The sequence below is a fragment of the Nonomuraea sp. NPDC050691 genome, from assembly GCF_040654455.1.
GTDB lineage: Bacteria > Actinomycetota > Actinomycetes > Streptosporangiales > Streptosporangiaceae > Nonomuraea.
In genome coordinates, this window is the sequence record NZ_JBFAIA010000143.1 from 1 (window position 1) to 21418 (window position 21418).

22 protein-coding genes are annotated in these 21418 nt (G+C 73.4%); 11 read left to right on the forward strand and 11 right to left on the reverse strand.

What is annotated here, in order from left to right; translation table 11 throughout:
• The 5 genes from AB0H81_RS33865 to AB0H81_RS33885 form a co-directional block, all read right to left on the reverse strand.
• On the reverse strand, positions 1 to 706 hold a 706-nt coding region (locus tag AB0H81_RS33865; RefSeq protein WP_358382897.1), incomplete at its 3' end, for a PfkB family carbohydrate kinase.
• The gene (locus AB0H81_RS33870; protein WP_358382900.1) at positions 699 to 1724 is read right to left on the reverse strand and encodes a LacI family DNA-binding transcriptional regulator; all 1026 of its coding nucleotides are present in this window, start codon (positions 1722 to 1724) and stop codon (positions 699 to 701) included. The genes AB0H81_RS33870 and AB0H81_RS33865, both read right to left, overlap by 8 nt.
• Before the next feature lie 325 nt (positions 1725 to 2049).
• Complete coding sequence (locus AB0H81_RS33875; protein WP_358382903.1) at positions 2050 to 3207, reverse strand: 2-oxo acid dehydrogenase subunit E2; 1158 nt, start codon at positions 3205 to 3207, stop codon at positions 2050 to 2052.
• The gene (locus tag AB0H81_RS33880) at positions 3200 to 4204 is read right to left on the reverse strand and encodes an alpha-ketoacid dehydrogenase subunit beta (protein WP_358382905.1); all 1005 of its coding nucleotides are present in this window, start codon (positions 4202 to 4204) and stop codon (positions 3200 to 3202) included. The genes AB0H81_RS33875 and AB0H81_RS33880 overlap by 8 nt, the downstream gene beginning before the upstream one ends.
• Before the next feature lie 43 nt (positions 4205 to 4247).
• Positions 4248 to 5129: a thiamine pyrophosphate-dependent dehydrogenase E1 component subunit alpha gene (locus AB0H81_RS33885; protein WP_358382908.1), complete on the reverse strand. Its 882-nt coding sequence runs from the start codon at positions 5127 to 5129 to the stop codon at positions 4248 to 4250.
• A gap of 167 nt (positions 5130 to 5296) precedes the next feature.
• Here AB0H81_RS33885 and AB0H81_RS33890 point away from each other — a divergent pair, with 167 nt between their 5' ends.
• Both AB0H81_RS33890 and AB0H81_RS33895 read left to right on the forward strand, forming a co-directional pair.
• Positions 5297 to 5755: a hypothetical protein gene (locus AB0H81_RS33890; protein ID WP_358382910.1), complete on the forward strand. Its 459-nt coding sequence runs from the start codon at positions 5297 to 5299 to the stop codon at positions 5753 to 5755.
• A gap of 95 nt (positions 5756 to 5850) precedes the next feature.
• A complete protein-coding gene (locus tag AB0H81_RS33895; protein WP_358382913.1) occupies positions 5851 to 6300 on the forward strand; it encodes an SRPBCC domain-containing protein in 450 nt (149 codons plus the stop codon).
• Positions 6301 to 6316: 16 nt separating this feature from the next.
• On the opposite strand, the gene AB0H81_RS33900 is transcribed toward AB0H81_RS33895, so the two are convergent.
• From AB0H81_RS33900 to AB0H81_RS33910, 3 genes are read right to left on the reverse strand one after another with little or no spacing between them, the layout of a single operon-like run.
• Positions 6317 to 9502: a BTAD domain-containing putative transcriptional regulator gene (locus tag AB0H81_RS33900; RefSeq protein ID WP_358382916.1), complete on the reverse strand. Its 3186-nt coding sequence runs from the start codon at positions 9500 to 9502 to the stop codon at positions 6317 to 6319.
• A gap of 58 nt (positions 9503 to 9560) precedes the next feature.
• On the reverse strand, positions 9561 to 9929 hold the full coding sequence (locus tag AB0H81_RS33905; protein ID WP_358382919.1) for a nucleotide pyrophosphohydrolase: 369 nt from the start codon (positions 9927 to 9929) through the stop codon (positions 9561 to 9563).
• Positions 9930 to 9940: 11 nt separating this feature from the next.
• Complete coding sequence (locus AB0H81_RS33910; RefSeq protein ID WP_358382922.1) at positions 9941 to 10576, reverse strand: CHAT domain-containing protein; 636 nt, start codon at positions 10574 to 10576, stop codon at positions 9941 to 9943.
• Between AB0H81_RS33910 and AB0H81_RS33915 the strand changes: the two genes are divergently transcribed.
• From AB0H81_RS33915 to AB0H81_RS33925, 3 genes are all read left to right on the forward strand, one after another.
• The gene (locus AB0H81_RS33915) at positions 10575 to 11108 is read left to right on the forward strand and encodes a hypothetical protein (protein WP_358382925.1); all 534 of its coding nucleotides are present in this window, start codon (positions 10575 to 10577) and stop codon (positions 11106 to 11108) included. The genes AB0H81_RS33910 and AB0H81_RS33915 overlap by 2 nt on opposite strands.
• 67 nt (positions 11109 to 11175) lie before the next feature.
• A complete protein-coding gene (locus AB0H81_RS33920) occupies positions 11176 to 11799 on the forward strand; it encodes a hypothetical protein (protein WP_358382928.1) in 624 nt (207 codons plus the stop codon).
• Positions 11736 to 12473, forward strand: a complete 738-nt coding sequence (locus tag AB0H81_RS33925; protein WP_358382931.1) for a S8 family serine peptidase — start codon at positions 11736 to 11738, stop codon at positions 12471 to 12473. Before AB0H81_RS33920 ends, AB0H81_RS33925 begins: the two co-directional genes overlap by 64 nt.
• 105 nt (positions 12474 to 12578) lie before the next feature.
• On the opposite strand, the gene AB0H81_RS33930 is transcribed toward AB0H81_RS33925, so the two are convergent.
• Positions 12579 to 13016, reverse strand: coding sequence for a DUF6789 family protein (locus AB0H81_RS33930; protein WP_358382934.1), 438 nt, complete (start codon positions 13014 to 13016; stop codon positions 12579 to 12581).
• Between the two features lie 211 nt (positions 13017 to 13227).
• Positions 13228 to 14238: a LacI family DNA-binding transcriptional regulator gene (locus AB0H81_RS33935; protein WP_358382937.1), complete on the reverse strand. Its 1011-nt coding sequence runs from the start codon at positions 14236 to 14238 to the stop codon at positions 13228 to 13230.
• A gap of 141 nt (positions 14239 to 14379) precedes the next feature.
• On the opposite strand from AB0H81_RS33935, the gene AB0H81_RS33940 reads away from it, so the two are divergent.
• The 4 genes from AB0H81_RS33940 to AB0H81_RS33955 are packed head-to-tail and all read left to right on the forward strand — an operon-like array spanning position 14380 to position 18834.
• A complete protein-coding gene (locus AB0H81_RS33940; RefSeq protein WP_358382940.1) occupies positions 14380 to 15663 on the forward strand; it encodes an extracellular solute-binding protein in 1284 nt (427 codons plus the stop codon).
• Positions 15660 to 16622, forward strand: a complete 963-nt coding sequence (locus AB0H81_RS33945; protein ID WP_358382943.1) for a sugar ABC transporter permease — start codon at positions 15660 to 15662, stop codon at positions 16620 to 16622. Before AB0H81_RS33940 ends, AB0H81_RS33945 begins: the two co-directional genes overlap by 4 nt.
• Positions 16619 to 17434: a carbohydrate ABC transporter permease gene (locus AB0H81_RS33950; protein ID WP_358382946.1), complete on the forward strand. Its 816-nt coding sequence runs from the start codon at positions 16619 to 16621 to the stop codon at positions 17432 to 17434. Before AB0H81_RS33945 ends, AB0H81_RS33950 begins: the two co-directional genes overlap by 4 nt.
• A 2-nt stretch (positions 17435 to 17436) precedes the next feature.
• Positions 17437 to 18834, forward strand: coding sequence for a cellulase family glycosylhydrolase (locus tag AB0H81_RS33955; RefSeq protein WP_358382957.1), 1398 nt, complete (start codon positions 17437 to 17439; stop codon positions 18832 to 18834).
• On the opposite strand, the gene AB0H81_RS33960 is transcribed toward AB0H81_RS33955, so the two are convergent.
• Positions 18822 to 19451: a helix-turn-helix domain-containing protein gene (locus tag AB0H81_RS33960; RefSeq protein WP_358382949.1), complete on the reverse strand. Its 630-nt coding sequence runs from the start codon at positions 19449 to 19451 to the stop codon at positions 18822 to 18824. The genes AB0H81_RS33955 and AB0H81_RS33960 overlap by 13 nt on opposite strands.
• A gap of 63 nt (positions 19452 to 19514) precedes the next feature.
• Between AB0H81_RS33960 and AB0H81_RS33965 the strand changes: the two genes are divergently transcribed.
• Together AB0H81_RS33965 and AB0H81_RS33970 are read left to right on the forward strand one after the other, a co-directional pair.
• Positions 19515 to 20954 (forward strand): MFS transporter, encoded by a 1440-nt coding sequence (locus tag AB0H81_RS33965; RefSeq protein WP_358382952.1) that lies wholly within the window; start codon positions 19515 to 19517, stop codon positions 20952 to 20954.
• 51 nt (positions 20955 to 21005) lie between these two features.
• On the forward strand, positions 21006 to 21418 hold a 413-nt coding region (locus AB0H81_RS33970; protein ID WP_358382954.1), incomplete at its 3' end, for a rhomboid family intramembrane serine protease.

Below are 21418 nucleotides of genomic sequence, written 5' to 3' on the forward strand. Positions count from 1 at the left end.
ATTGAACCCGCGCCCCCCTAGTACAACACGTAGACACAAACACTCTTCCCCTCCACCACGCACTCCCGATCTCGCGCCGGCCGAGCGTCACCACCGCGGCGCGCGGGCCGAGCGCGAGCAGCCCTGCGGGGTCGGTGCCGCCGCACAGGGCGGCGGCCTCCCCCTCGTTGACGATCAGCAGGTCCACCAGGGCGAGCAGCTCGTCAAGTCCTTGTGTGTACGGCGCGGCGTTGAGGATCACCGGCACGCCCTGCGCCCTGGCCTGCCGCGCGGCGGCCAGGCAGGCGGCGACCGGGATCTCCAGCTGGAGGAGGATCGCGCCGGCACCGGAGAGGTCGAGGTCGGTGAGGTGGAACAGCCCGTTCGCGCCCCGGGCGACGGTGATCATGTTCTCGCCGCCGTCCTCGACGACGATCATCGCCAGCCCGGTGGCGGCGGGCGCCTGCCGTACACCTGAGACGTCCACGCCCTCGCCCGCCACGGCGGCGAGCAGGTCGCGGCCCAGCGCGTCGTCGCCGACCTGGCCCACCAGGCGCACCCGCGCGCCCAGCCGGGCGGCGGCCACCGCCTGGTTGGCGCCCTTGCCACCGGCGGCCCGCACCGCGGCGGCGCCCGCGACCGTCTCGCCCCGGCCGGGAAGGCGCGTCACCGGGACCGTGAGATCCATGTTGAGGCTGCCGACGACGACCAGCTCCAGCTCACGCATCGTCCAGCCCGCCCGCGGGGTCGGGGCAGCCGCAGGAGCCGCGCCGGATCAGGGTGGCCGACAGGACCACGCGCTCGCCGCCCGGCGCGTCACCGATCTGGGCCGCCAGCAGCTCCACCGCGCGCCTGCCCAGCTCCTCGATCGGCTGGCGCATGGTGGTGAGCGCGGGCACGGTGTAGGAGGAGGCGGCGATGCCGTCGATCGAGCACAGCGCGACGTCGCCGGGAACGTTCAGCCCCAGCTCGGCGGCGGCGCGCATGACGCCGATCGCCTGCTCGTCGCTGGTCACGAAGAGCGCGGTGGGCCGGTCGTCCTGCGACAGGAGCCGGCGGCCGCTGAGGTAGCCCTGCCGCCGCCCGTACGGGCCGTGGGCCAGCGGCATCGAGGCCGGGTCGAGACCGGCTTCGGCCAGCGCCCGCGACCAGCCGGCGACACGGTCGACGGTCGGGTGGATGTCCTTCGGCCCCGCCACGCAGCCGATGCGCCGCTGCCCGTGCTCCAGCAGGTGCCTGGTCGCCTCGTGCGCGCCGCCCTCGTTGTCGAGAAGCAGGTGGCTGGCCGGGGTGTCGTCGAGCTCGCGGTCGAGCACGATGCACGGCACCCCGGAGGCGGCCAGCTGGGACCGCCAGGCGCGCGGGCCGTGGGCGGGAATCAGGATCAGCCCGTCCACCTGGCGGTCGATCAGGGTCCGCACGTAGGCGGCCTCGCGATCGTCGTCGTCCATGGCGTTGCCGAGCAGCACCGTCAGGCCGTGCTGGAAGGCGACGTCCTCGATCTCACGGGCCAGCTCGGCGAAGAAGGGGTTGGCGTTGTCGGGGACGACGAGCCCGATCGTGTGCGTGCGGTTGGTGCGCAACGAACGGGCTACGGCGTTCGGCCGGTATCCGAGCTCGTCGATCGCGCGCAGCACCCGTTCGCGGGTGTGCGGGGCGACGTTCCTCGGCCCGTTGTTGAGCACGTAGCTGACGACGGCCTCTGAGGTGCCGGCCAGCCGCGCCACATCGCGGCGTGTGACCACTACGCAAGTCCCATCTACTCGTGTTGACGCAGTATTCGGCCAGGATTCCGCGAGTAGCAACACGTGTAGATGGGACGTTATGAAGGCGTTATAACCAGATTTCGGGACGGTCACAAATGACGGTCCGGGGTTGTGCGGCGACCCGCCGATGCCGCACATTGCATCCTGTCCGTCCGCCCGTCACCCGACGCGCCGGGCGTCCCGCCCCTGGTCAAGTGGGCTTGGCCTTGGTGCGCTTCGCGCCGACGGGCTCAGGCGTCGCTTCCGGCCGGGCCACAGGCCCGACCCCGCCCGGTGGGCCATGGAGCAACGACGAGGCGCTGTCTCACACCCCCTCGGGTGACTCCACGATCTCCTTGACGGCCTGGAGGAAGAGGACCGCGTCGCGGCCGTTGTTGAGGCGGTGGTCGTAGGCGAGGCCGATCGTCGCCACCGTGCGGTCCCCCTGCGGTTGCGGGGAGGCCAGGGCGAGGGCGCAGGCGTGGCCCGGGGCGATGATCGGGACGGCCAGGACGATGTCCGGGTCGTGGTGCAGCGTGACCGCGATGTTGGCGCCCCGCAGGTGGGTTTCCGTGAAGGTGCCGTGCTGGGCGTGCTTGCGGAAGGCGGCCATGGTCTCGGCGATCTCCGCGAGCGGCGGGCGGCCGTGGACGACGGGGACGAACAGGCCCGTGCCCAGGTCGATGGTCACCCCGACCGCGGGCGCCTCGGGGATCACGGCGGTCGCCTCGTCCACGAGTTCGGCGAAGAACATCGGGTGCTTGTCGTGCAGGGACGCGACGGCGGCGATGAGGAGGTCCGGGAGGCCGACCAGCTTGCGCAGCCGCCGGGTGAGGTCGCGGGTCAAGGTCAGGGCCGCCCCCACGTCCACCTTGATCGCGGTGTACGCGGCGGGGATGGTCCGGTGGGAGAGGGTGACGGTCCTGCCCACCGCCCTCTGGTGGGACGAGAGCCCCTGCCGCACGCCCCCGGCCGAGCCCTGATCCCGCCCGCCACCGGCCGAGCTCTGGTCCCGCCCGCCACCGGCCGCGGCCAGACGTTCCACGTCCGCGCGGCGCACCACCTTCACGTCCAGGCTCCGCACCAGTTCCGGGTCGAGGCCGAGGCTGTCGATGAGGTCCTGGGCCGGGGCCGTGATGACCGGGCCGCCGCGCGCCCCGGCCGTCTCCTGATCCGCGCGTGCCGGAGGCGGGGCGCCGTTCCCGGTGCTCGCCGTGTCCACTGCGGCGCGGGGCAGTGGAGGCGGGGCGCCGTCATGGGTGATCTGCGCCAGAAGCTCCCCGGGGCGGCAGAGGGAACCCGGCGCCACCAGGTGCATGATCGTGCCGTCCTCCTCCGCCGCCAGTTCCTCCACCGCCTTCGACGTCTCCAGCGTCGCCACCGGGTCGTCGCGCCGCACCGGCGCGCCGTCCTCGGCGAGCCACTCCAGCAGCGTGTACTCCGAGTCGTTGTTGTTGAGCTTCGGGACGCGGAGCTCACCCATGCAGACCCTCCAGTACGGCGGAGCGGATCGTCGTGTCCTGCACCAGCACCTCCCGCTCCAGGTGGACGGCCGTCGGGATGACGCTCGCGGCCGAGCTGACCAGGGCGACGGGGCGGCGCAGCGTCCCCCACAGGCGCGCGTGCAGGCCGGCCGCGACGTGCTCGCCCCAGGTGCCGCCCGCCGTGCCGTCCTCGGCGACGCACACGAGCCCGGTACGCGCCAGCAGCGGCACGAGTCCCGGCGTCCCCGCCGGGTCGAACGGGTGCAACCGCGACGGCACGAGCAGCGCCCCCGCCAGGTCGTGCTCCAGCAGCAGCGCCCGCATGGCCGGCACCGCCCGGTGGACGAGGCCGCCGGGGACGATCAGCGTGTAGTCCGGGTCGCCGCCGCCGGCCAGTTCCACCACGGCGACGTCGTCCACGAGCCGCCAGGCGAACAGCTCGTCCACGTCCCCTTCCCCGTACATGGGGCGGGTGTAGAGGACCTTGTCCTCGAAGAGCAGGCACGGCTCGCCGAGCGCGAGCATGCGGTCGAGCACGGCGCGGTTGTCGTGGAACGGCGTCACCTCGAACAGCGACAACCCCGGCACCCCGAGGAAGTGCTTCTGCAGGGTCTGGCTGTGGGTGGGGCCGTAGCCGCGGTGGCCGCCGGAGGGGCAGCGGACGATCAGCGGCATGGGGACGCGCCGGCCGTACATGGTGACCGACTTGGCGGCGAAGTTCACGATCTGGTCGAACGCGAGCGCGGCGAAGTCGCCGAACATGATCTCGACCACGGCCTTGTCCCCCGCCAGCGCGAGCCCGGCGGCGGCGCCGGCGATGGCGCCCTCGCTCAGCGGCGTCGCGAGCACGCGGTCCGGGAAGCGTTCCGACAGCCCCTTGGTGATCTTGAAGGCGCCGCCGTACGGGTCGAGGATGTCCTCGCCCAGGACGTACACGGACGGATCGTCCCGCAGCAGGCCGTGCAGGGCCCGGTTGAGGTTCTCCGCGACCCTCATGCGACGCCCCGCGTGGTCCTCGACGCGACGCTCCACAAGGTCCTCATGCGGCGCTCCACGAGGCGGGGGGCCGGGCCGCGACCTCGGCGGCGACGCGCTCGACCCGGTCGCGGGCCGCGGCCTCGATCCGGGCCGACTGGGCGGGGTGCGCGGCCTGGTAGGCGGCGTACCAGTCGATCAGGGGGACGCCGGGCGGGCGGACGTCGTCGCCCTTGCTGTGCGGGCCGAGCCGGTGCGTGGCGAACTCCAGCACGAGCGGCGCCGGCTCCCCGCGGGCCTCCTCGATCAGCGGGGCGACCTCGCGCCTGACGGCGGTGACGTCCAGGGTGTCGAGCGCGTGGTGCCGGACGCCGAACGCCGCCGCCCGCCCCGCCACCGTGCCGGCCATCTGCGCCGGCGTGGGCGTGGACTGCGCGATGCCGTTGTGCTCGACGACGACCAGGAGCGGCAGGCGCCAGAGCGCGGCCATGTTCAGCGCCTCGTACACGGCACCCTCGCCCCAGGTGCCGTCGCCGATGTACGCGCAGGCGAGGGCGCCGGGCTCGTGCCGACTGAGGTGGAGCGCCACCCCGGCGGCCACGGGCAGGCTCTGCCCCTGCACGCCGGTGGACAGGTAGCGCTCGCGCCGCAGGTGCTGGCTGCCGCCCACCCCGTCGCAGACGGCCCCCTCGCGGCCCATGATCTCGGCCAGCAGCCCCTCGGGGTCGTCGAAGCGGGCCAGGTAGTGGCCGTGGCCGCGGTGGTTGCTGAAGATCCAGTCGCTGTCGCGGAGCAGGGGCCGCAGCGAGACGGGGACGTACTCCTGCCCGAGGCAGGTGTGGGTGGTGCCGTTGAGCTCCCCCTGCTCGAAGAGCGCGAGCAGCTTCCGCTCGAAGCAGCGGATCAGCAGGAGCAGTGCCAAGTCCTCGTCAGCCAGCCCGTCCATAGGCCCCTTTGAGTCCCCGAAAAGCCCGGAAAACGCCTGAAAAATCCCTGGAAAGGCTATCCAACCGTGCGTATCCCGTCCACAGTCCGATCATGCGGCATGTCAGGCTCGACGTAAGTGCCGAACGGGCTTCTGATCGCTCCCCGTACGGGACTACCTTCTGATCCATGACCCCTCTGGAGCCACTGAGATCCCCGTACCGGCCGCGCCGGACCCGGTCCTTAGGCGTGACGATGACGGCCGGGTGGAGCGTGAAGGTCATCGGCATCACCGCGGAAGGAGAGCTGCCCGACGACTTCGAGGTGGAGGCCGCGCTGCAGGCGGCCGAGCAGGACCTGCCCCCAGGGGGCGGGGTGGCGTTCGTCATCGTGGACCGCGGCACCGAGGCGCTGTGGGCGAACGTCTGCTGGTGGCGGTCCGACATCCTGTTCCAGCGGATGTGGCGGGCCGACCTGGGCACGACCGACCTGCGCCGCATGCCGCTCGACGCGCCGATCGGCTGCGTCTGGCAGTTGGTGGCCATCGACTGCGAACGGCGGGCCTGGGTGGAGCACGTGCTGGCCCGGCCGGACGACCCCGACCTCACCGGCTACCTGGCGGCCGACCCGATGGTGGAGGCGGGCTGAGGAGGCGCCTTAAGAAGGCGGGAAGGGGATCGTAAGGCGGCCCCGGCATCGTGGGACAGGTCAGACCGACGAGCCCACGAGCGAAAGGCAGCACCATGCCGCAGACCGCGCAGTTCGAGATCACCCGGACCCTCGACGCCCCCCGCGAGGAGGTCTACGCCGCCTGGACCGAGCCCGGGCGCCTGTCCCGCTGGTTCGGCCCCCGCTCCTTCACCGCCCCCGCGGAGCGGATCGTCGCCGACGTCCGGCCCGGCGGCGCCTGGCAGGTGGTCCTGGTCGGCGAAGGCGGCTTCGAGGCCCCGCTCGGCGGCACCTACCGCGAGGTGGACGGCCCCGGCCGGCTGGTCTTCACCACCGGCGACCCGGACGACCCGGGCGACGGCCCCGCCTCGGTGGTCACGCTGGAGCTGACCGAGTCGGACGGCGGGACCGCGATGCGCTTCCACCAGTTCGGGGTCAACACCGACGAGGAGCACGCCCGGCAGGCCAAGGCGGGCTGGACCGAGTTCTTCGACCGGCTGGCCGAGCACGTGGCCCGGGCGTGACCCTCACGAGAGCCCCTCAGAGGCCGGGCGCGTCGTCCGGCTTGAGCCGGCCGCCCTCCTCGTACAGCGCCTCGAACCTCTCCTCGCCCAGCGCCGCGCGCACCCGCCCGGTGACGCGTCCGATCTCCTCCGCCTGCGACGGCCCCGCCGGCATCTGGCCGGCCTCGCGGGCGGCGGCGGCCAGGCCGAGCAGCCGTGCGGCCCGCTCGGGCGAGCCGAGGGCGGCCAGCGCGGAGGCGAGCCCGTCCACGGCGAACGCGACCGTGGCCGGGTCGCCGACCCGCTGCGCCGCGGTCAGCGCCTCCAGGTGCAGCGCGCGGGCCTCCTCGGCGTCGCCGAGCCGTTCGCGCAGGTGTCCCAGCTCGACGAGCGTGGTGGGCAGGTGCAGCGCGGGTTCGGCGCCGGGATGGCGCGGCACCCCTTCGAGCAGGTGCAGCAGGTGCGGCTCGGCCAGGTCGAGCCGCCCGGCCCGGCGCGCGGCGAAGGCGAGGCCCATCTCGGCCATGACCGAGCCCTCGCGGAAGCCCTGCTCGACCGACAGCCGCAGCCCCCGGCCGCACAGCTCCATCGCCCGCCCGTAGTCGCCGCCGTGCAGGGCTCCCCAGCCCAGCCAGGCCGTACGGCGGGCGGCCTCGGCCCACAGCCCGAGCTCCTCGGCCACGCGCAGCCCGTCCTCGAACAGCCGCCTGGCCCCGTCGGAATCGCCCTTCATGTCGGCCAGGCCGGCCAGCCACTCCGTGGCCTGGAGCCGCCCCCACCGGTCGCCGAGCTGGTCGAACAGGCGGGCGCTCTCCTCGCTGTCGCGTTCGAGGGCGACGACGTCACGCGCGGTGAAGGCGTCGCGGGCCCGCTTGCTGAGGGCCGCGGCGACGCCCCATTCGTCGCCGATCGCGCGGAACGTCGTCAGCGCTGCGCCGATCAGCTCCTGCGCCGCCGGCACGTCGGAGATCGCCATGCCGAGGAAGAGCTCGGCCCGGGCCCTCTCGCGGGGGTCGTCGATGGCGATGGTGTCCCAGGTCGCCTCGTCGCCGAGGATCATCGCGAACCCGGCCCGCCAGGCCGCCGCCCTGGCCCTGCCGGGCGCCTCGCCGTGGAGGGCGAGCGCCGTCTCCAGCGAGCGCCGGGCCTCACCGGGCCGGCCGCGCAGGTACCAGTACCAGCTCAGCGCGTTGACCAGGCGGATCGCGGTGCCGGCGTCGTCGCCGCGGGCCGCCGTCTCCAGGGCCGCGCGCAGGTTGGCCGCCTCCGCGTCGAGCCGTTGCAGCCATACGCTCTGGTCGTGCCCGTACAGGGCGGGCTCCGCCCGCTCGGCGAGGGCCAGGTGGTGGCGGGCGTGGGCGCGCCGTACCTCCTCCACCTCTCCCGCTTCGGCCAGGCGGTCCAGGCAGTACTCGGCCACCGACTCCAGCAGCCGGTACCGGACGCCTGCCGGGCCGTCCACGACCACCACCAGCGACCGGTCCACCAGCCGGGCGAGCAGGTCGAGGACGTCAAGCTCCGCGAGCCGTCCGTCGCCGTCGCCCGCGCAGACCTCCTGGGCCGCCTCCAGCGTGCACCCGTCGGCGTGGACGGCCAGGCGGCGCAGCACCACCCGCTCGGACGGCGTCAGCAGGTTCCAGCTCCAGTCGATGACCGCGGTCAACGTCTGCTGGCGGGGCGGCGCTCCGCGGTGCCCGGAGGCGAGCAGCCGGAACCGGTCGTCCAGCCGCGCCACCACCCCCTGCACGCCGAGCGCCCGCACCCGGGTGGCGGCCAGCTCCAGCGCGAGCGGGATGCCGTCGAGCCGGCGGCAGAGCCGTACGACCGCCTCGGCGTTGCCGGTGTCCAGCGCGAAGCCGCGCGTCGAGGCGGCGGCGCGGGCCACGAACAGGCGTACGGCGTCGGACCGCTCCGCGGCGGCGAGGGCGGTGGCCGGGGAGGCTCCGAGGACGGTGTCGAAGGCGCCGAGGTCGGGCACGCCGAGCGGCGGCACACTCCACAGCACCTCGCCGGGCAGGGCCAGCGGCTCGCGGCTCGTGGCCAGCACGCGCATCCCCGGCACGGCCCGCAGCAGCGCCTCGGCCAGCTCGGCGACCCGTTCGACCACGTGCTCGCAGTTGTCGAGCACGAGCAGCAGCTCGCGGGTGCGCAACGCCTCGGCGAGCCGCGCGGCGGGCGCCCCGCCGCCGGTGCCCTCGCGGATGCCGAGCACCTCCATGACGGCCTCGGCGGGCGAGCCCGTCGCACGGTCGAGCGCGGCCAGCTCCACCAGCCAGGCGCCGTCGGCGTACGCGCCGGACAGCCGGTGGGCGACCTCGATCGCGAGCCGGGTCTTGCCGACGCCGCCGCTGCCGGTCAGCGTGACGAGCCGCTCGTCCTCCAGCAGGGCGGCGACCTCGGCGACCGCGTCGTCGCGACCGATCAGCCTGCTGACGGGGGCGGGCAGGTTGGTGGGCGGCAGCTCGGCCGCGGCGCTGAGCGCGGGGTCCTGGCCGAGGATCGCCTGGTACAGCCCGGCCAGCTCGGGGCCGGGATCGAGGCCGAGCTCCTCGGCCAGCCGCTCGCGCAGGTCGGTGTAGCCGGCCAGCGCCTCGCTCTGCCGTCCCGCCCGGTACAGGGCGCGCATGTGGACGGCGCGCAGCCGTTCCCGCAGCGGGTGGCGGGCGACGAGGTCGCCCAGCTCGCCCGCGAGCAGCCCGTGCTCGCCCAGCTCCAGGCGCGCCTCGGCGTGCCGCTCCAGCGCGGCGAGGCGCTGCTCCTCCAGGCGGACGATCGCCGCCCTGGTGAACTCCTCGTCGGCGAAGTCGGCGAACGCCGGCCCCCGCCACAACCCGAGCGCCTCCGACAGCAGCGCCGCCGTGGCGCGCGGGCCGTCGGCCGTCTCGGCGCGCGCCACCAGATCGGTGAAGCGGGCGGCGTCCACGGCCCCGGGCCCGGCCTGGAGGAGGTAGCCGGGGGCGCGGGAGACGACGAGGTTCTTGGCGCCCGGCTCGGCGTCCTCCAGCGCCCTGCGCAGCTGGGACACGCGCACCTGGAGCGCGCCGGCCGGGTTGCCCGGCGGCTCGCCGGTCCACAGGTCGTCCACCAGCCGGTCCGTGGACACGACGTACCCCTCGCTGACGAGGAGATCCGCGAGGAGCGCACGCACCTTCAGGCCGGGGATCGTCACGCTCTCCCCGGCGTCGGTCCAGACGGCCAGCGGGCCGAGCACGCCGAATCGCATGCCCGTCACCTTATGCGCGGCCTCAAGCCGGCGAGAAGCTCGCCGTTCCCGGGCCCGGTCAGCGGTCCGGGTGAGGGGGCAGCGGGGGCGCCTTCCTGGCCGAGCCGCGGTAGAGCGCGGGGTCGTAGCGGTGCTCGTTCTCCTCCAGCTTGGCCCGGGCCGCCTCCACCAGGTCGATCCCGAGGACGTCGGCCAGCCGCACGAGGTAGGCCGTCACGTCGCCCAGCTCACCGCGGACCCGGTCGAGCGTGGCCGGGTCGAGGCTCGCCGACTCGCCCGGTGTGAGCCACTGGAACTCGGCCACCAGCTCGCCCGCCTCGCCGGCCAGCGCCATCGCGAGGTTCTTCGGGGTGTGGAACTGCTCCCAGTCCCGGGCCCGGGCGAACGCGCGCAGCCGCGCGGCCAGTTCCTCCAACTCGGTGCTCACGTGCGCCGACCCTACCCGCCTCGCCTCCCGGCGGCACGCGCCGCCGCGTCCCCGCCCCCTGCGTGCGCGCCCCCTGCATGCGCGCCGCCGCCCGGAAGGCCCGGCGGGTCCAGCCGCACGTCCGCGCCGATGCAGACGAAGCCCGCCGAGGCGCCCGGCAGGTCGCCCGAGACCTCCCCCTGCGCCTCGGCCAGCGCCGTGGCCGCGGACCGCCCGGCGGCCAGCAGGCGGTGCAGGGCCGCCATGGGCGAGGCCGTCTCGGCGTCCGGCACGGGCACGACCGAGGCGATGACCGTACGGGCGCCGTGGGCGAGGAAGGTCGCGCTCAGCCCCAGCAGCTCGTCGCCGGCGCGGACGATGGACCGGCCGCTCTCGCACGCCGCCAGCACGACGACGCGCGGGGCGCGGCGCAGCCGTTCGAGGTCGTAGAGGGTGAGCGGGCCGTCCGACAGGTGCAGCGAGGAGAACAGCGGGTGGGCGGCGTGCAGCCGGCCGTGCGCCGCCAGGTGCGCGAGCCGCGCCCCGTCCAGCCCGTGGAGATCGGCACGCCGGTCGGCGGGATCGGGCCGAGACGCGCCCGGTGCCTGGACAGGCTGCGCCAGAGCCCGTACCTGCACGATCACCTCGGCCCGGAAGGCGGCGGTCATGTCTGAGCGGCGGTGGGGCGGCGACCCCGAGAGGCGGCGGGGCGGCGACCCCGGGCAGCCCGGGAGCGGCGGCCGCGGGCGGCCCTGGAGCGACGAGGAGACCCTGGCGGAGCTGGCCGTCGCGATCCGGGCGGCCGAGGAGGTGCCGCGGGAGGTCGTCGCGTCGGCGCAGGCGGCGTTCACCTGGCGCTCCATCGACGACGAGCTGGCCCGGCTGGCCTACGACTCCGAGACGGACGGGGAGCGGACGGCCGCGCTCACCCGGTCGGAGTCGGCGCCGCTGCGCGCGCTCACGTTCGCCTGCCACTCGCTGACGATCGAGCTGGAGGTGGCCGGCGACGCCCTCGTCGGGCAGATCGTGCCGGGCCAGGTGACCGACATCAACGTGCGCGTGCTGTCCGGCGTCACGGCCACCGTCCGCAGCGACGAGGTGGGCGGATTCACGATCAGGCCCATCCCGGACCACCCGTTCCACCTGCAGTGCCGCACCGGCGACGGGGTCCGGGTGTCGACGAGCTGGATCACTCTCTGACGGAGCGCTGTATCAGGGGACGGGCCGCGCCCTCCGTCCCCTACGAGCCGTGCGAAGGAGGAACGCCATGCCGTACGCCGAGGGCGCCACGAGGACCGACCGCTACCTCGACGACCAGCTCGTGGCCGAGACCCGCGACGAGGGACCGGTCCTGGCCGAACTGGAGGGCCACCTGGCCGCGCCGCCGGACCGGGACCTCGTGCTCGGCCTGACCAGGATCCAGGTGGGCGATCTCCGCCGCTTCCCCTTCGCCGAGGACCTGGACCAGCGGATGATCGCCGAGGCCCGCGCCGCGGGGCTGCCGCCGGGCGCGCCCGCGCCGACCGACCTGGACCGGCTGCTGTTCCACCTGCGCGACCGGCTGCGCAACGGCTCGTGGGTGCCGCGCATGGCCAAGGTCCGCATGCACGCCGACGGCCTGCCGTACACGGGCGGCCTCGACGGCAACCCGCGGCGGCTGGCCGGCGAGCCCGACGTGGTCATCCCGGCCCGCTCGACCTACCAGGGCCCCCGCGTGCGGGTCGGCATCCTCGACGGCGCCTTCTACCGCCACCCCCCCTCGCCGGGCACTACCTGGCCGACTCGGCGGCGTTCGGCGAGCAGGAGCGGCCCGACGCGCCCGCCACGATGGGGCACGCCGTCCACCTGGCCGGGATCGTCGCCCGGCAGGCGCCCGGGGCCGACATCGTGATCCGCCAGGCGCTGAACGAGGAGAACCAGGTCGACTCGTGGTCGCTGGCCAAGGCGATGGTCCTGTTCAGGGGCGAGGTGCACCTCCTGCTCACCGCGCTCGGCGGCACCACCTGGGACGGCAGGGCGCCGTTCGTGCTGGAGCGGGCCGAGTCGCGGCTCGGGTGCCTGCACGTGGCCAGCGCCGGCAACTGGGGGCTGCCCGTGTCGCGGCCGTACCCGAGCCCGACGCGCGACAGCACGATCTACCCGGCCGCGCTGCCCGGCGTGATCGCCGTGGGCGCCCTGGACGAGAAGGGCGAGCGGGCACCGTACTCGCAGTCGGCGCCGTGGATCAGCCTCATGGCGCCCGGTGAGCACGACGGGCTGTTCCTGCGCCGGGCCTCCCTGGTGGAGCGCGACGCCGAGGGCGTGCTGGTCGTCAGCACGTACGAGCGGCCCGTGGACTTCGGTGGCTACGCGAGCTGGGCCGGCACGTCGGCCGCCGCGGCGTACGTCACGGGCGCGCTGGCCGCCCTGGTGACGGCCATGGGCGGGACCGCCCAGGAGGCGGCCGAGACGCTGCTGTCGGGCGACCCGGGGCTGGCCGAGCGCGTCCCCGCGACCGGGGGCATCCGCCGGTACTCGGCACAGGCGGACGCCTACGGACACGAGGCCGCCTCCGCCGCCTACTGACGCGGGCCGCCTCCGCCGCCTACTGACGCGGGGCGCCTCTGACGTCTACTGACGCGGGGGCGCCTCTGACGCCTGATGACGAGCGGCGCCTCCCGATGGGTGCGGTCAGGCCGCCTCGGCCGCGCGGTGGTCGAGGCGGTTGACGGCGTTCGCCAGCGTCACGCCGTAGACGACGTGGCCGGCGGCCATCACCGCCTGGCGGCCGGGCCGGTCGCGGTGGGCCGGCGGCAGGGTCGTGAGCTTGGGCACCCAGCCGGCGTAGCTGCCGTACCAGATCGCGAGGCCGTACACGACGCCGAGCGGCACCCGGCCCCGGCCCCGGGTCAGCACGCCGAACAGCGCGCCGGACCCGATCCCGAACGCGAAGTGGGCGGCCGTCGCCAGCACGCCCTCCCCCGGCTTGGGCTTGCGCGGGTGACCGGGCAGGATCGCGCGGACGATGCGCTTGGGCGGCTGGTCCCCCATGAGGCCGGCGCGCTGACCGGCCACCATGACCGTGCTCATCGCCACCGTGGCAAGGGCTCCGCCGACGGCTCCGTTCACCAGATTTCGCAGCATGCCGTACCGGCTGCCCGGGAGGCCGATCGGGAAACCGGGCGTACGCGCCGCGCTTCCGCGGTGGCGGCGGCCGCGCCGAAGCCGTCCAGGCCGTCGGCGGCCTCCGGGTTGTGCTGACTGAGGCAGCCCCCGTCATCGGCGGCGTAGAGGCGACGGGGGCAGGCGAGCCTCTTCCACCGCTGCCCTTCGCCGGGGATCAGGTCAGGGGCGCGGTGCTCTCCCGGACGATCAGCTCCGTGGCCAGCTCGACGCGCCGCGTCTCCGGCAGCTCGCCCCGTCCCATCGCGAGCACCGTGCGGGTGGCCAGCGCGGCCATCTCCTGCAGCGGCTGGCGGACGGTGGTCAGCGGCGGCCAGGCCGAGCGGGCGAGCGGCAGGTCGTCGAAGCCGACGACGCTGAGGTCCTCCGGCACCCGCAGCCCGCGCTGTCGGGCGGCCTCGAACACGCCGAACGCCTGCAGGTCGCTGCCCGCGAAGATGGCCGTGGGCGGGTCGTCGAGCGACAGCAGGGCGTGGCCGTTGTCGTGGCCGGAGTCGACGAGGAAGGTGCCGCGCCGGATCAGCTCGGGCGTGACCGGCATGCCGGCGGTCTCCAGGGCGGCGCGGTAGCCGTCGATGCGGGCCTGGCTGCACAGCATGTCGGCGGGACCGCTGATCATGGCGATGCGGCGGTGGCCGAGCTCGACCAGGTGCCGGGTGGCGGCCAGGCCGCCGTTCCAGTTGGTGGCGCCGACGGAGACGACGCCGGGCGCCGGCTCCCCCTCCGGATCGACGACCACGAACGGCAGCGAGCGGGCGCGAAGCTGGTCCTGCACCCCGGCCGACAGGCGTGAGGCGACGATGACGACGCCGTCGGTGCGGCGACCGGCCAGGCGCTCCATCCAGTCGCGGCCGGGCCCGGCGTGGGTGTGCAGGACGGAGATGACGAGGCTGGCCCCGGCCTCGTGGGCGGCGCTCTCGGCGCCGCGGACGATCTCCATGGCCCACGGCGACTCGATCTCGGCGAAGACGAGGTCCACGAGCCCGGCGGGGGTGTCGCCGGTGCTGGCGCGCCGCTGGTAGCCGTGCTGCTGGAGCAGCCGCTCGACGCGGGAGCGGGTCGCGGGAGCGACCTCGGGACGGCCGTTGATGACCTTGGAGACCGTGGGGATGGACACCCCGGCCTCCTCGGCTATCAGGGCGATCGTCACCCGCCTCTTGGCTGACATGGCTCCAGAGTGTACCGAAACTTTCGGGCCAGCGATGCTCCCGTTCCTGCTATTGACGCGTAACAGGCCGTTTACCTATGCTCCGGTCAGCGAAATTATCGGGGGGTTTCACGAAACTTTCGGCCTGAGGAGAGAACCCCTATGAAACGTGGTTTCCTGCTGATCGCGACGGCCGCGCTCGTCACCGGATGCGGTGGCGGCGGAGGCGGCGCCGCCGAGCCGAAGCAGAGCCAGGCGGGCTCACCGGCCAAGGTGACCCTGGAGCTGTGGCACCTGTCGACCACCGAGCCGATGAAAACAATCATGGCCGAGCGGGCCAAGGAGTTCGAGGCCAAGCATCCCAACGTCACCATCAAGGCCACCGTCCTCGAGAACGAGGCGTACAAGTCCAAGATCACGACCCTCACCCAGTCCGGCAAGGCGCCCGACGTGTTCGCCACGTGGGGCGGCGGGGTCCTCAAGCAGCAGATCGAAGCGGACCTGGTCAAGGACATCTCCGCCGACGTCGCCCCCATCCTCGGCGGCTTCACCAAGGCGTCGCTGGCCGCCTACCAGTTCGACGGCAAGACGTACGGCCTACCGACCGACATCGGCATGGTCGGCTTCTGGTACAACAAGAAGCTCTTCGCCAAGGCCGGCATCCAGCAGCCGCCCGCCACCTGGGCCGAGCTCCTCGACGACGTCAAGAAGCTCAAGGCGGCCGGCACCACCCCGGTCGCGCTGGCCGGCAAGGAGAAGTGGCCGGGCCACTACTACTGGGCCTACCTGGCCATGCGCATCGGCGGCGTGCCGGCGCTCCAGCAGGCCGCGACCGACAAGAACTTCAACACCCCCGACTTCGTGGCCGCCGGGCAGCAGCTCAAGGCGCTGGCCGACCTCCAGCCGTTCCAGAAGGGCTTCCTCGGCGCCGGCTACTCCACCCCCGACGGGCAGTCCGCGAGCGTCTCCAACGGCAAGGCCGCCATGGAGCTGATGGGTCAGTGGGCGCCGGCCGTGCAGAAGTCGTCGGGCAAGGGCCTCGGCGACGACCTCGGCTTCTTCCCCTTCCCGGCGGTCGACGGCGGCAAGGGCGCGATCACCGACGCGTTCGGCGGTGGCGGCGGCCTGGCCGTGGGCGCCGACGCGCCGCCGGAGGCGGTGGAGTTCGTCAAGTTCTTCGACGAGATGGCCAACCACAGCAGGGCCGTCGAGAAGGGCGGCGTGCTGCCCGTGCTCCAGGGCGAGGAGAGCGCCGTCAAGGACCCGAACCTCAAGGTCGTCGCGGAGTCCCTGGCGAGCGCGACCGGCTTCCAGCTCTACCTCGACCAGGCGTACCCGCCCGCGGTCGGCGCGGAGGTGAACGACAGCGTCGCCCAGCTCATCGCCGGCACCAAGACGCCGCAGCAGGTCGCCGGGGCCGTCACGGAAGTGGCCAAGAGCGAATGACGACGCTCACGCGAGGGCCGCAGGCGCCCGCGCCCGCGGCCCGCGCCCGGCCGCCGCGGCGCAGGCGCCGGCCCTGGATGACCATCACGCTGTTCGTGCTGCCGGCCCTGGTGCTGTTCCTGCTGCTGGTCGTCGCGCCGATCGTGGTCGCGCTGTACGCCAGCGCGTTCAAGTGGAACGGCTTCGGCGGCCTGCCGACGAACTTCGTCGGCCTGGACAACTTCACCCGGCTCTTCGGCACCGAGGTCTTCCGGCAGGACCTCTGGCACCTGGCCGTGATCATCCTGCTGTCGCTGGGCGTGCAGCTGCCGTTCTCGCTGGCCATCGCCATGCTGCTGCACCAGCGGGTGCGCGGGCGGGCCGTCTACCGGCTGGTGTTCTTCGCGCCGTACGTGCTGTCGGAGGTCATCACGGGGGTGCTGTTCTCGCTGCTCCTGTCACCGGACGCGGGGCTGGCCAACCAGATCCTCGGCGTGTTCGGGCTGGAGTCGGAGTGGCTGGCCGACACGGGCACCGTGCTGCCGTCGGTGTTCCTCGTGATGACGTGGAAGTACTTCGGCTTCCACATGATGATCTACCTGGCGGGGCGGCAGAACATCCCGGACGAGCTGATCGAGGCCGCGCGGATCGACGGCGCCACGCCGTGGAGGGTGTTCCGCCACGTCACGCTGCCGCTGCTCGGCCCGACGATCCGGATCAGCGTGTTCCTGTCCGTCATCTACACGATCCAGCTCTTCGACCTGGTGTGGATCCTCACCGAGGGCGGCCCGTCGCACGCCTCGGAGACCATGGCGGTCACGATGATGGAGTTCGGCTTCGGCCGCAACCAGGTGGGCTACGCCAGCGCCATCAGCGTCGTCATGTTCGGGCTGAGCCTCGTCTTCGCGCTGCTCTACCAGCGGTTCGTGATGCGCCGCGACCTCGAGGGCGCGACGACGTCGATGGGAGACCACCGGTGAGACGCACCCTTCCCCTGCACGCGGTCGCCTGGATCGTGGGCGCGTTCATCCTCGTGCCGATCGTGTACGCGCTGCTCGGCGGCTTCAAGAGCACCGACCAGCTCTCCACCAACCCCTTCGGCCTGCCCGACCCGTGGGTGACGGAGAACTACACCGACGTCCTCGGCTCGGGCTCGTTCTGGCGGCAGCTCTGGAACAGCACGTTCATCGCGGTGGCGACCACGGCGATCGTGGTCCTGCTGTCGGCGATGGCGGCCTACGTGTTCGCCCGCTTCGCCTTCCGGGGCCGGGAGCTGCTGTTCACGGTCTTCACCGTGGGCCTGATGTTCCCGTTCGCGGTGGCCATCCTGCCGATCTTCGTGATGCTGCGCACCCTCGGCCTGCTCGACAACCCGCTCGGGGTGATCCTCACCCAGGCCGCCTTCGGGCTGCCGCTGACGATCATCATCCTGCGCGGCTTCTTCCGCAGCATCCCGGGCGAGATCGAGGAGGCCGCCACCATCGACGGCTGCACGCCGTTCGGGTTCTTCTGGCGGATCCTGCTACCGATGGCCCGCCCGGCGCTGGCCACCGTCTCGGTGCTCGCCGTCGTCGGGAGCTGGAACACCTTCATGCTGCCGCTGGTGGTCTTCAGCGACGAGACGGCGTGGACGCTGCCCCTGGGCGTCCAGCAGTTCCAGGGCCAGTACACCTCGGACATCGCGCGGGTGCTCGCCTACCTGGTGCTGGCCATGCTGCCGGCGCTGGGCTTCTACGCCGTCGCCGAGCGGCACCTCATCGGCGGACTGACCGCGGGAGCGACGAAAGGGTGACCATGCTGCACGTGTCCGGAACACGGCTCCTGACCTCCGACGGCACGCCGGTGTGGCTGCGCGGGGTGGGCCTCGGGGGCTGGCTCAACATGGAGAACTTCATCACCGGCTACCCCGGCGACGAGTCGTCGATGCGGCTGGCCGTGCGTGAGGTGCTGGGCGAGGAGCGGGCGGCGCTGTTCTTCGAGCGGCTGCTCACCTCGTTCTTCACCGAGGACGACGCGGCGCTGCTGGCGGGGCTGGGCATGAACTGCGTGCGCATCCCGGTCAACTACCGGCACTTCGAGTCGGACGACCGTCCGTTCGAGATCGTCGAGGACGGCTTCCGGCACCTGGACCGGGTGATCGATCTGCTGGGCGCGCACGGCGTGTACAGCGTGATCGACCTGCACGCCCTGCCCGGCTCGCAGAACCAGCACTGGCACTCCGACAACCCCACGCACATCGCCGCGTTCTGGCGGCACCGGCACTTCCAGGACCGGGTGGTGCACCTGTGGGAGGCGATCGCCGACCACTACCGCGACCATCCGTGGGTGGCGGGCTACAACCCGGTGAACGAGCCGGGCGACCCGTCGGGCAAGGTCGTCGGCCCGTTCTACGACCGGCTGGTGAAGGCGCTGCGCGCCGCCGACCCGCGGCACGTCCTGTTCCTGGACGGCAACACGTACGCCACGGACTTCACGGTCTTCCGCGAGATGTACGAGAACACGGTGTTCGTCTGTCACGACTACGCGCTGGCCGGGTTCGCCCACGGCGGGCCGTACCCCGGCTACACGCGCGGCGAGTGGTGCGACCGGGACGCGCTGGAGCGGACCTTCGAGCGGCGCTCGCGCTTCCAGCGGGAGACGGGGACGCCGCTCTGGGTGGGCGAGTTCGGGCCCGTCTACACCGGCGACCCGGACACCGACGGGCAGCGCTACCAGATCCTGCGGGACCAACTGGAGATCTACGACGCGTACGGGGCCGGCTGGTCGCTGTGGACGTACAAGGACGTGGGCCTGCAGGGCCTGGTCTGCGCCCGCGGGCCGTACCTGGAGCGCTTCGGTACGTTCATCGCCAAGAAGCGGCGGCTCGGCGTCGACCGGTGGGGCTCGACCATGGAGGAGACGTCCGCCGAACTGGCGCCGCTGCACCGGCTCATCGAGGAGGAGGCGCCGGGCTGGGAGCCGTACCCGTGGGGCGCCCGCTACCAGACCGACGACCTCATCAGGCACATCCTGCTCGCGCAGGCGCTGCTGCCGGAGTACGCGGAGCTGTTCCGGGGACTCGGCGACGACGAGCTGCTGGCGCTGGCCGACTCGTTCCTGCTGGAGCGGTGCGCCCGGCGCGAGCCGCTGCTCGACCTGCTGTCGGCGAACCTGCGGCCGGCCCGCGCCGGGGCGGACGGTCAGCCGCAGTAGTCGCCGAGGCCGTGCTCCAGCAGGTCGAAGGCGCGCTCGGCGTCGGCGACCGCGTCGGGGTACACCGCGTCGGCCGGCTCGCCCGCCAGCAGGCGGCGCAGGTTCTCGCTGGTCAGGGCGGCGCGCGTGGAGACGATCTGCGCCGCCGCCACGCGGGCCGTCACGTCGTCGCGCCCCGACTGGACGGCCAGCTCGCGGGTCAGCAGCTCCTGGGCGCGCTCGTGGAAGGAGAAGGCCCTGACCTGCAGGGCGGGGGTGGACAGGATGAGCCGCATGACGGCCAGGGTGTGCGGCGCGTCGCTGAGCCCCACCGAGGCGTCCCGCCGGGTGAGGCGGTCGAGGTAGTCGCGGCGCAGCGCGGCCACGGCCGTCTCGCCGGGGGCGCGCTCGCGCACGACGACGGCGGAGTCCGCCACGTGCTCCTCCATCGGCGTGAGGACGATGTCCTCCTTCGTCGCGAAGTAGTTGAAGACCGTCTTCCTCGACACCTGGACCGCCGCGGCGATCTCCGCCACCGACACGTTGTCGAAGTCGCGCTCCACGAACATCCGGATCGCCGCTTCCCAGATCTCGCGCTGGGTCCGCAGCTTCTTCGTCTCCCGCAACCCGAGTCCCATGAGGTCAATAGTACACCAAGATAAAAACTTGTCTCAGTGTAATTTTCATCTTAGAGTACCGCCATGACCGACACCCAGCTCGGAGTGGCCAAGCTGCTCTGCCTGCTCACGATCGTCGTGGCCGTCCTCGACCAGAACATCGTCTCCTCCGCGATCGTCCCGATCGTCCGCGAGCTCGACCCCGCCGGCGGCCTCGACCACGTCGCCTGGCTCGTCACCGCGTTCGCGTTGGGCGCCACCTCCGTGCTCCCCCTGTACGGCCGGCTGTGCGACGCGCTCGGCGCCAAGCAGGTCTTCCTCGGCGCGGTGGCCACGTTCGCCACCGGCTCGCTGCTGTGCGGGCTCGCGCAGAACATGGGCCAGCTCATCGCCTTCCGCGCCGTGCAGGGCATCGGCGCGGGCGGCCTCATGAGCGTGACCATGGTGGTGATGGCCCACCTGCGCAGGCCCGGCGACAAGGGCGGCCCCGGTGCCACCGCGGGCCTGGTCGCGGGCATCGGCTTCGCGGTCGGCCCGCTGCTGGGCGGCCTGTTCGCCGACCACGGCAACTGGCGGCTGGCCTTCCTCGTCAACCTGCCGATCACCGCGCTGATCATCGCGGGGGCCCTGTGGGCCGTGCGCATCCCCCGGCACGCCGTCAGGGGCTCCATCGACGTCGCGGGCGCCGCGCTCGCCGCCGCCTTCGCCTGCGCCCTGCTGCTGGTCTGCGACTGGGGCGGCACCGAGTACGCCTGGACCTCGCCGATGATCCTCGGCCTGGGCGCCGCCGCTGTCGTGTCGCTCGCGCTGTTCCTCCGGCGGCAGGCCACCGCCGAGCACCCCGTCCTGCCGCTGAGCCTCTTCCGGGTCAGCGCCCTGCGCGGCGCCTTCCTCGTCCAGGCTCTGTGCAGCGTCGCCATGGTCGGCACCATGATCTACCTGATGCTCTACCTCCAGGTGGCGCGCGGCGTGAGCGCCACCGGAGCCGCCGGCTACCTCGTCTTCATGGCGCTCGGGCTGACCGCCTCCGGCTTCCTCGGCCGGAACGCCTCCGTCCGGGCCTCCCTCGTCGCCGGCACGGGGGCCACGGCGATCGCCCTGACCTGGCTCGCGTTCCTGCGCCCGGACACCTCGCTGTGGCTGGTGCGGGCCGCCCTCGTGCTGGTCGGGCTCGGCTTCGGCCAGCTCCTCGGCAAGCTCATCGTGTTCGTCCAGCAGCAGGCGCCGGCCGCGCACCTCGGCGTGGCCACCACCGGCATCCGCTGGTTCCAGAACCTCGGCATGGCCGTCGGCTCCGCCGTCCTCGGCTCGCTGCTGGCCCGCGTGCTCGCCGCCCGGACCGGTGGGCTGGACATCTCAGGCGTCGCCACTCATCCGGCGGCCGTGGGGGCGTTCGTCTCGTCGCTCGGCGTGGTGTTCGCGGTGGCCGCCGCCGTCATGAGCGTCGCCCTCGTCTGCGCCGCCATGCTGCGCACGGCCGGCCGGCAGCCCGAGCCGCGGAGCGAGCCCGCTCCCGTCGCCTGACCACCCCCTGCAAGGATCAGCGCCTGACCGTCCCGCTCGGAAGGACCAGCCGTGAACCGCCCCTCATCCCCTGGCACCGCGTCGGGCAGCACCCCCGCGGCCCGTCCCGTCCTCACCTGGGCCGTCTTCGGCGTCACCGCCGTGACCACCTCCGCCGGACACCTCGTCCCCGGCTTCGCCCGCGCCCTCGCCCGCACCAACGACTTCTTCTCCGGCGAGTGGTGGCGCCTGATCACCCCGATCCTCGTCAACCCGGAGGGCTGGCACCAGGTCGTCTTCAACGGGGTGATGCTGCTCCTCGTCGGCGTCACCGCCGAGCGGACGTTCGGCCGGGCCCGCTGGGCGTCCCTGTACGTGGCCGGCGGCTTGGCCGGCAACGCCTTCAGTTACGTGTTCGGCAACTACAGCGCGGGCAGCTCGGTGGCCGTCGCCGGGCTGGCCGGCGGCCTGGCCGCGTGGGCGCT

Coding starts and splice junctions, on each gene's coding strand:
- AB0H81_RS33880 (WP_358382905.1), bottom strand. CDS start 4,204: ATGAGGGTCGCGGAGAACCTCAACCGGGCCCTGCACGGCCTGCTGCGG.
- AB0H81_RS33935 (WP_358382937.1), bottom strand. CDS start 14,238: ATGTCAGCCAAGAGGCGGGTGACGATCGCCCTGATAGCCGAGGAGGCC.
- AB0H81_RS33960 (WP_358382949.1), bottom strand. CDS start 19,451: ATGGGACTCGGGTTGCGGGAGACGAAGAAGCTGCGGACCCAGCGCGAG.
- AB0H81_RS33875 (WP_358382903.1), bottom strand. CDS start 3,207: ATGGGTGAGCTCCGCGTCCCGAAGCTCAACAACAACGACTCGGAGTAC.
- AB0H81_RS33900 (WP_358382916.1), bottom strand. CDS start 9,502: ATGCGATTCGGCGTGCTCGGCCCGCTGGCCGTCTGGACCGACGCCGGG.
- AB0H81_RS33965 (WP_358382952.1), top strand. CDS start 19,515: ATGACCGACACCCAGCTCGGAGTGGCCAAGCTGCTCTGCCTGCTCACG.
- AB0H81_RS33940 (WP_358382940.1), top strand. CDS start 14,380: ATGAAACGTGGTTTCCTGCTGATCGCGACGGCCGCGCTCGTCACCGGA.
- AB0H81_RS33910 (WP_358382922.1), bottom strand. CDS start 10,576: ATGACCGCCGCCTTCCGGGCCGAGGTGATCGTGCAGGTACGGGCTCTG.
- AB0H81_RS33915 (WP_358382925.1), top strand. CDS start 10,575: ATGTCTGAGCGGCGGTGGGGCGGCGACCCCGAGAGGCGGCGGGGCGGC.
- AB0H81_RS33920 (WP_358382928.1), top strand. CDS start 11,176: ATGCCGTACGCCGAGGGCGCCACGAGGACCGACCGCTACCTCGACGAC.
- AB0H81_RS33945 (WP_358382943.1), top strand. CDS start 15,660: ATGACGACGCTCACGCGAGGGCCGCAGGCGCCCGCGCCCGCGGCCCGC.
- AB0H81_RS33955 (WP_358382957.1), top strand. CDS start 17,437: ATGCTGCACGTGTCCGGAACACGGCTCCTGACCTCCGACGGCACGCCG.
- AB0H81_RS33890 (WP_358382910.1), top strand. CDS start 5,297: ATGACCCCTCTGGAGCCACTGAGATCCCCGTACCGGCCGCGCCGGACC.
- AB0H81_RS33885 (WP_358382908.1), bottom strand. CDS start 5,129: ATGGACGGGCTGGCTGACGAGGACTTGGCACTGCTCCTGCTGATCCGC.
- AB0H81_RS33925 (WP_358382931.1), top strand. CDS start 11,736: ATGGGGCACGCCGTCCACCTGGCCGGGATCGTCGCCCGGCAGGCGCCC.
- AB0H81_RS33895 (WP_358382913.1), top strand. CDS start 5,851: ATGCCGCAGACCGCGCAGTTCGAGATCACCCGGACCCTCGACGCCCCC.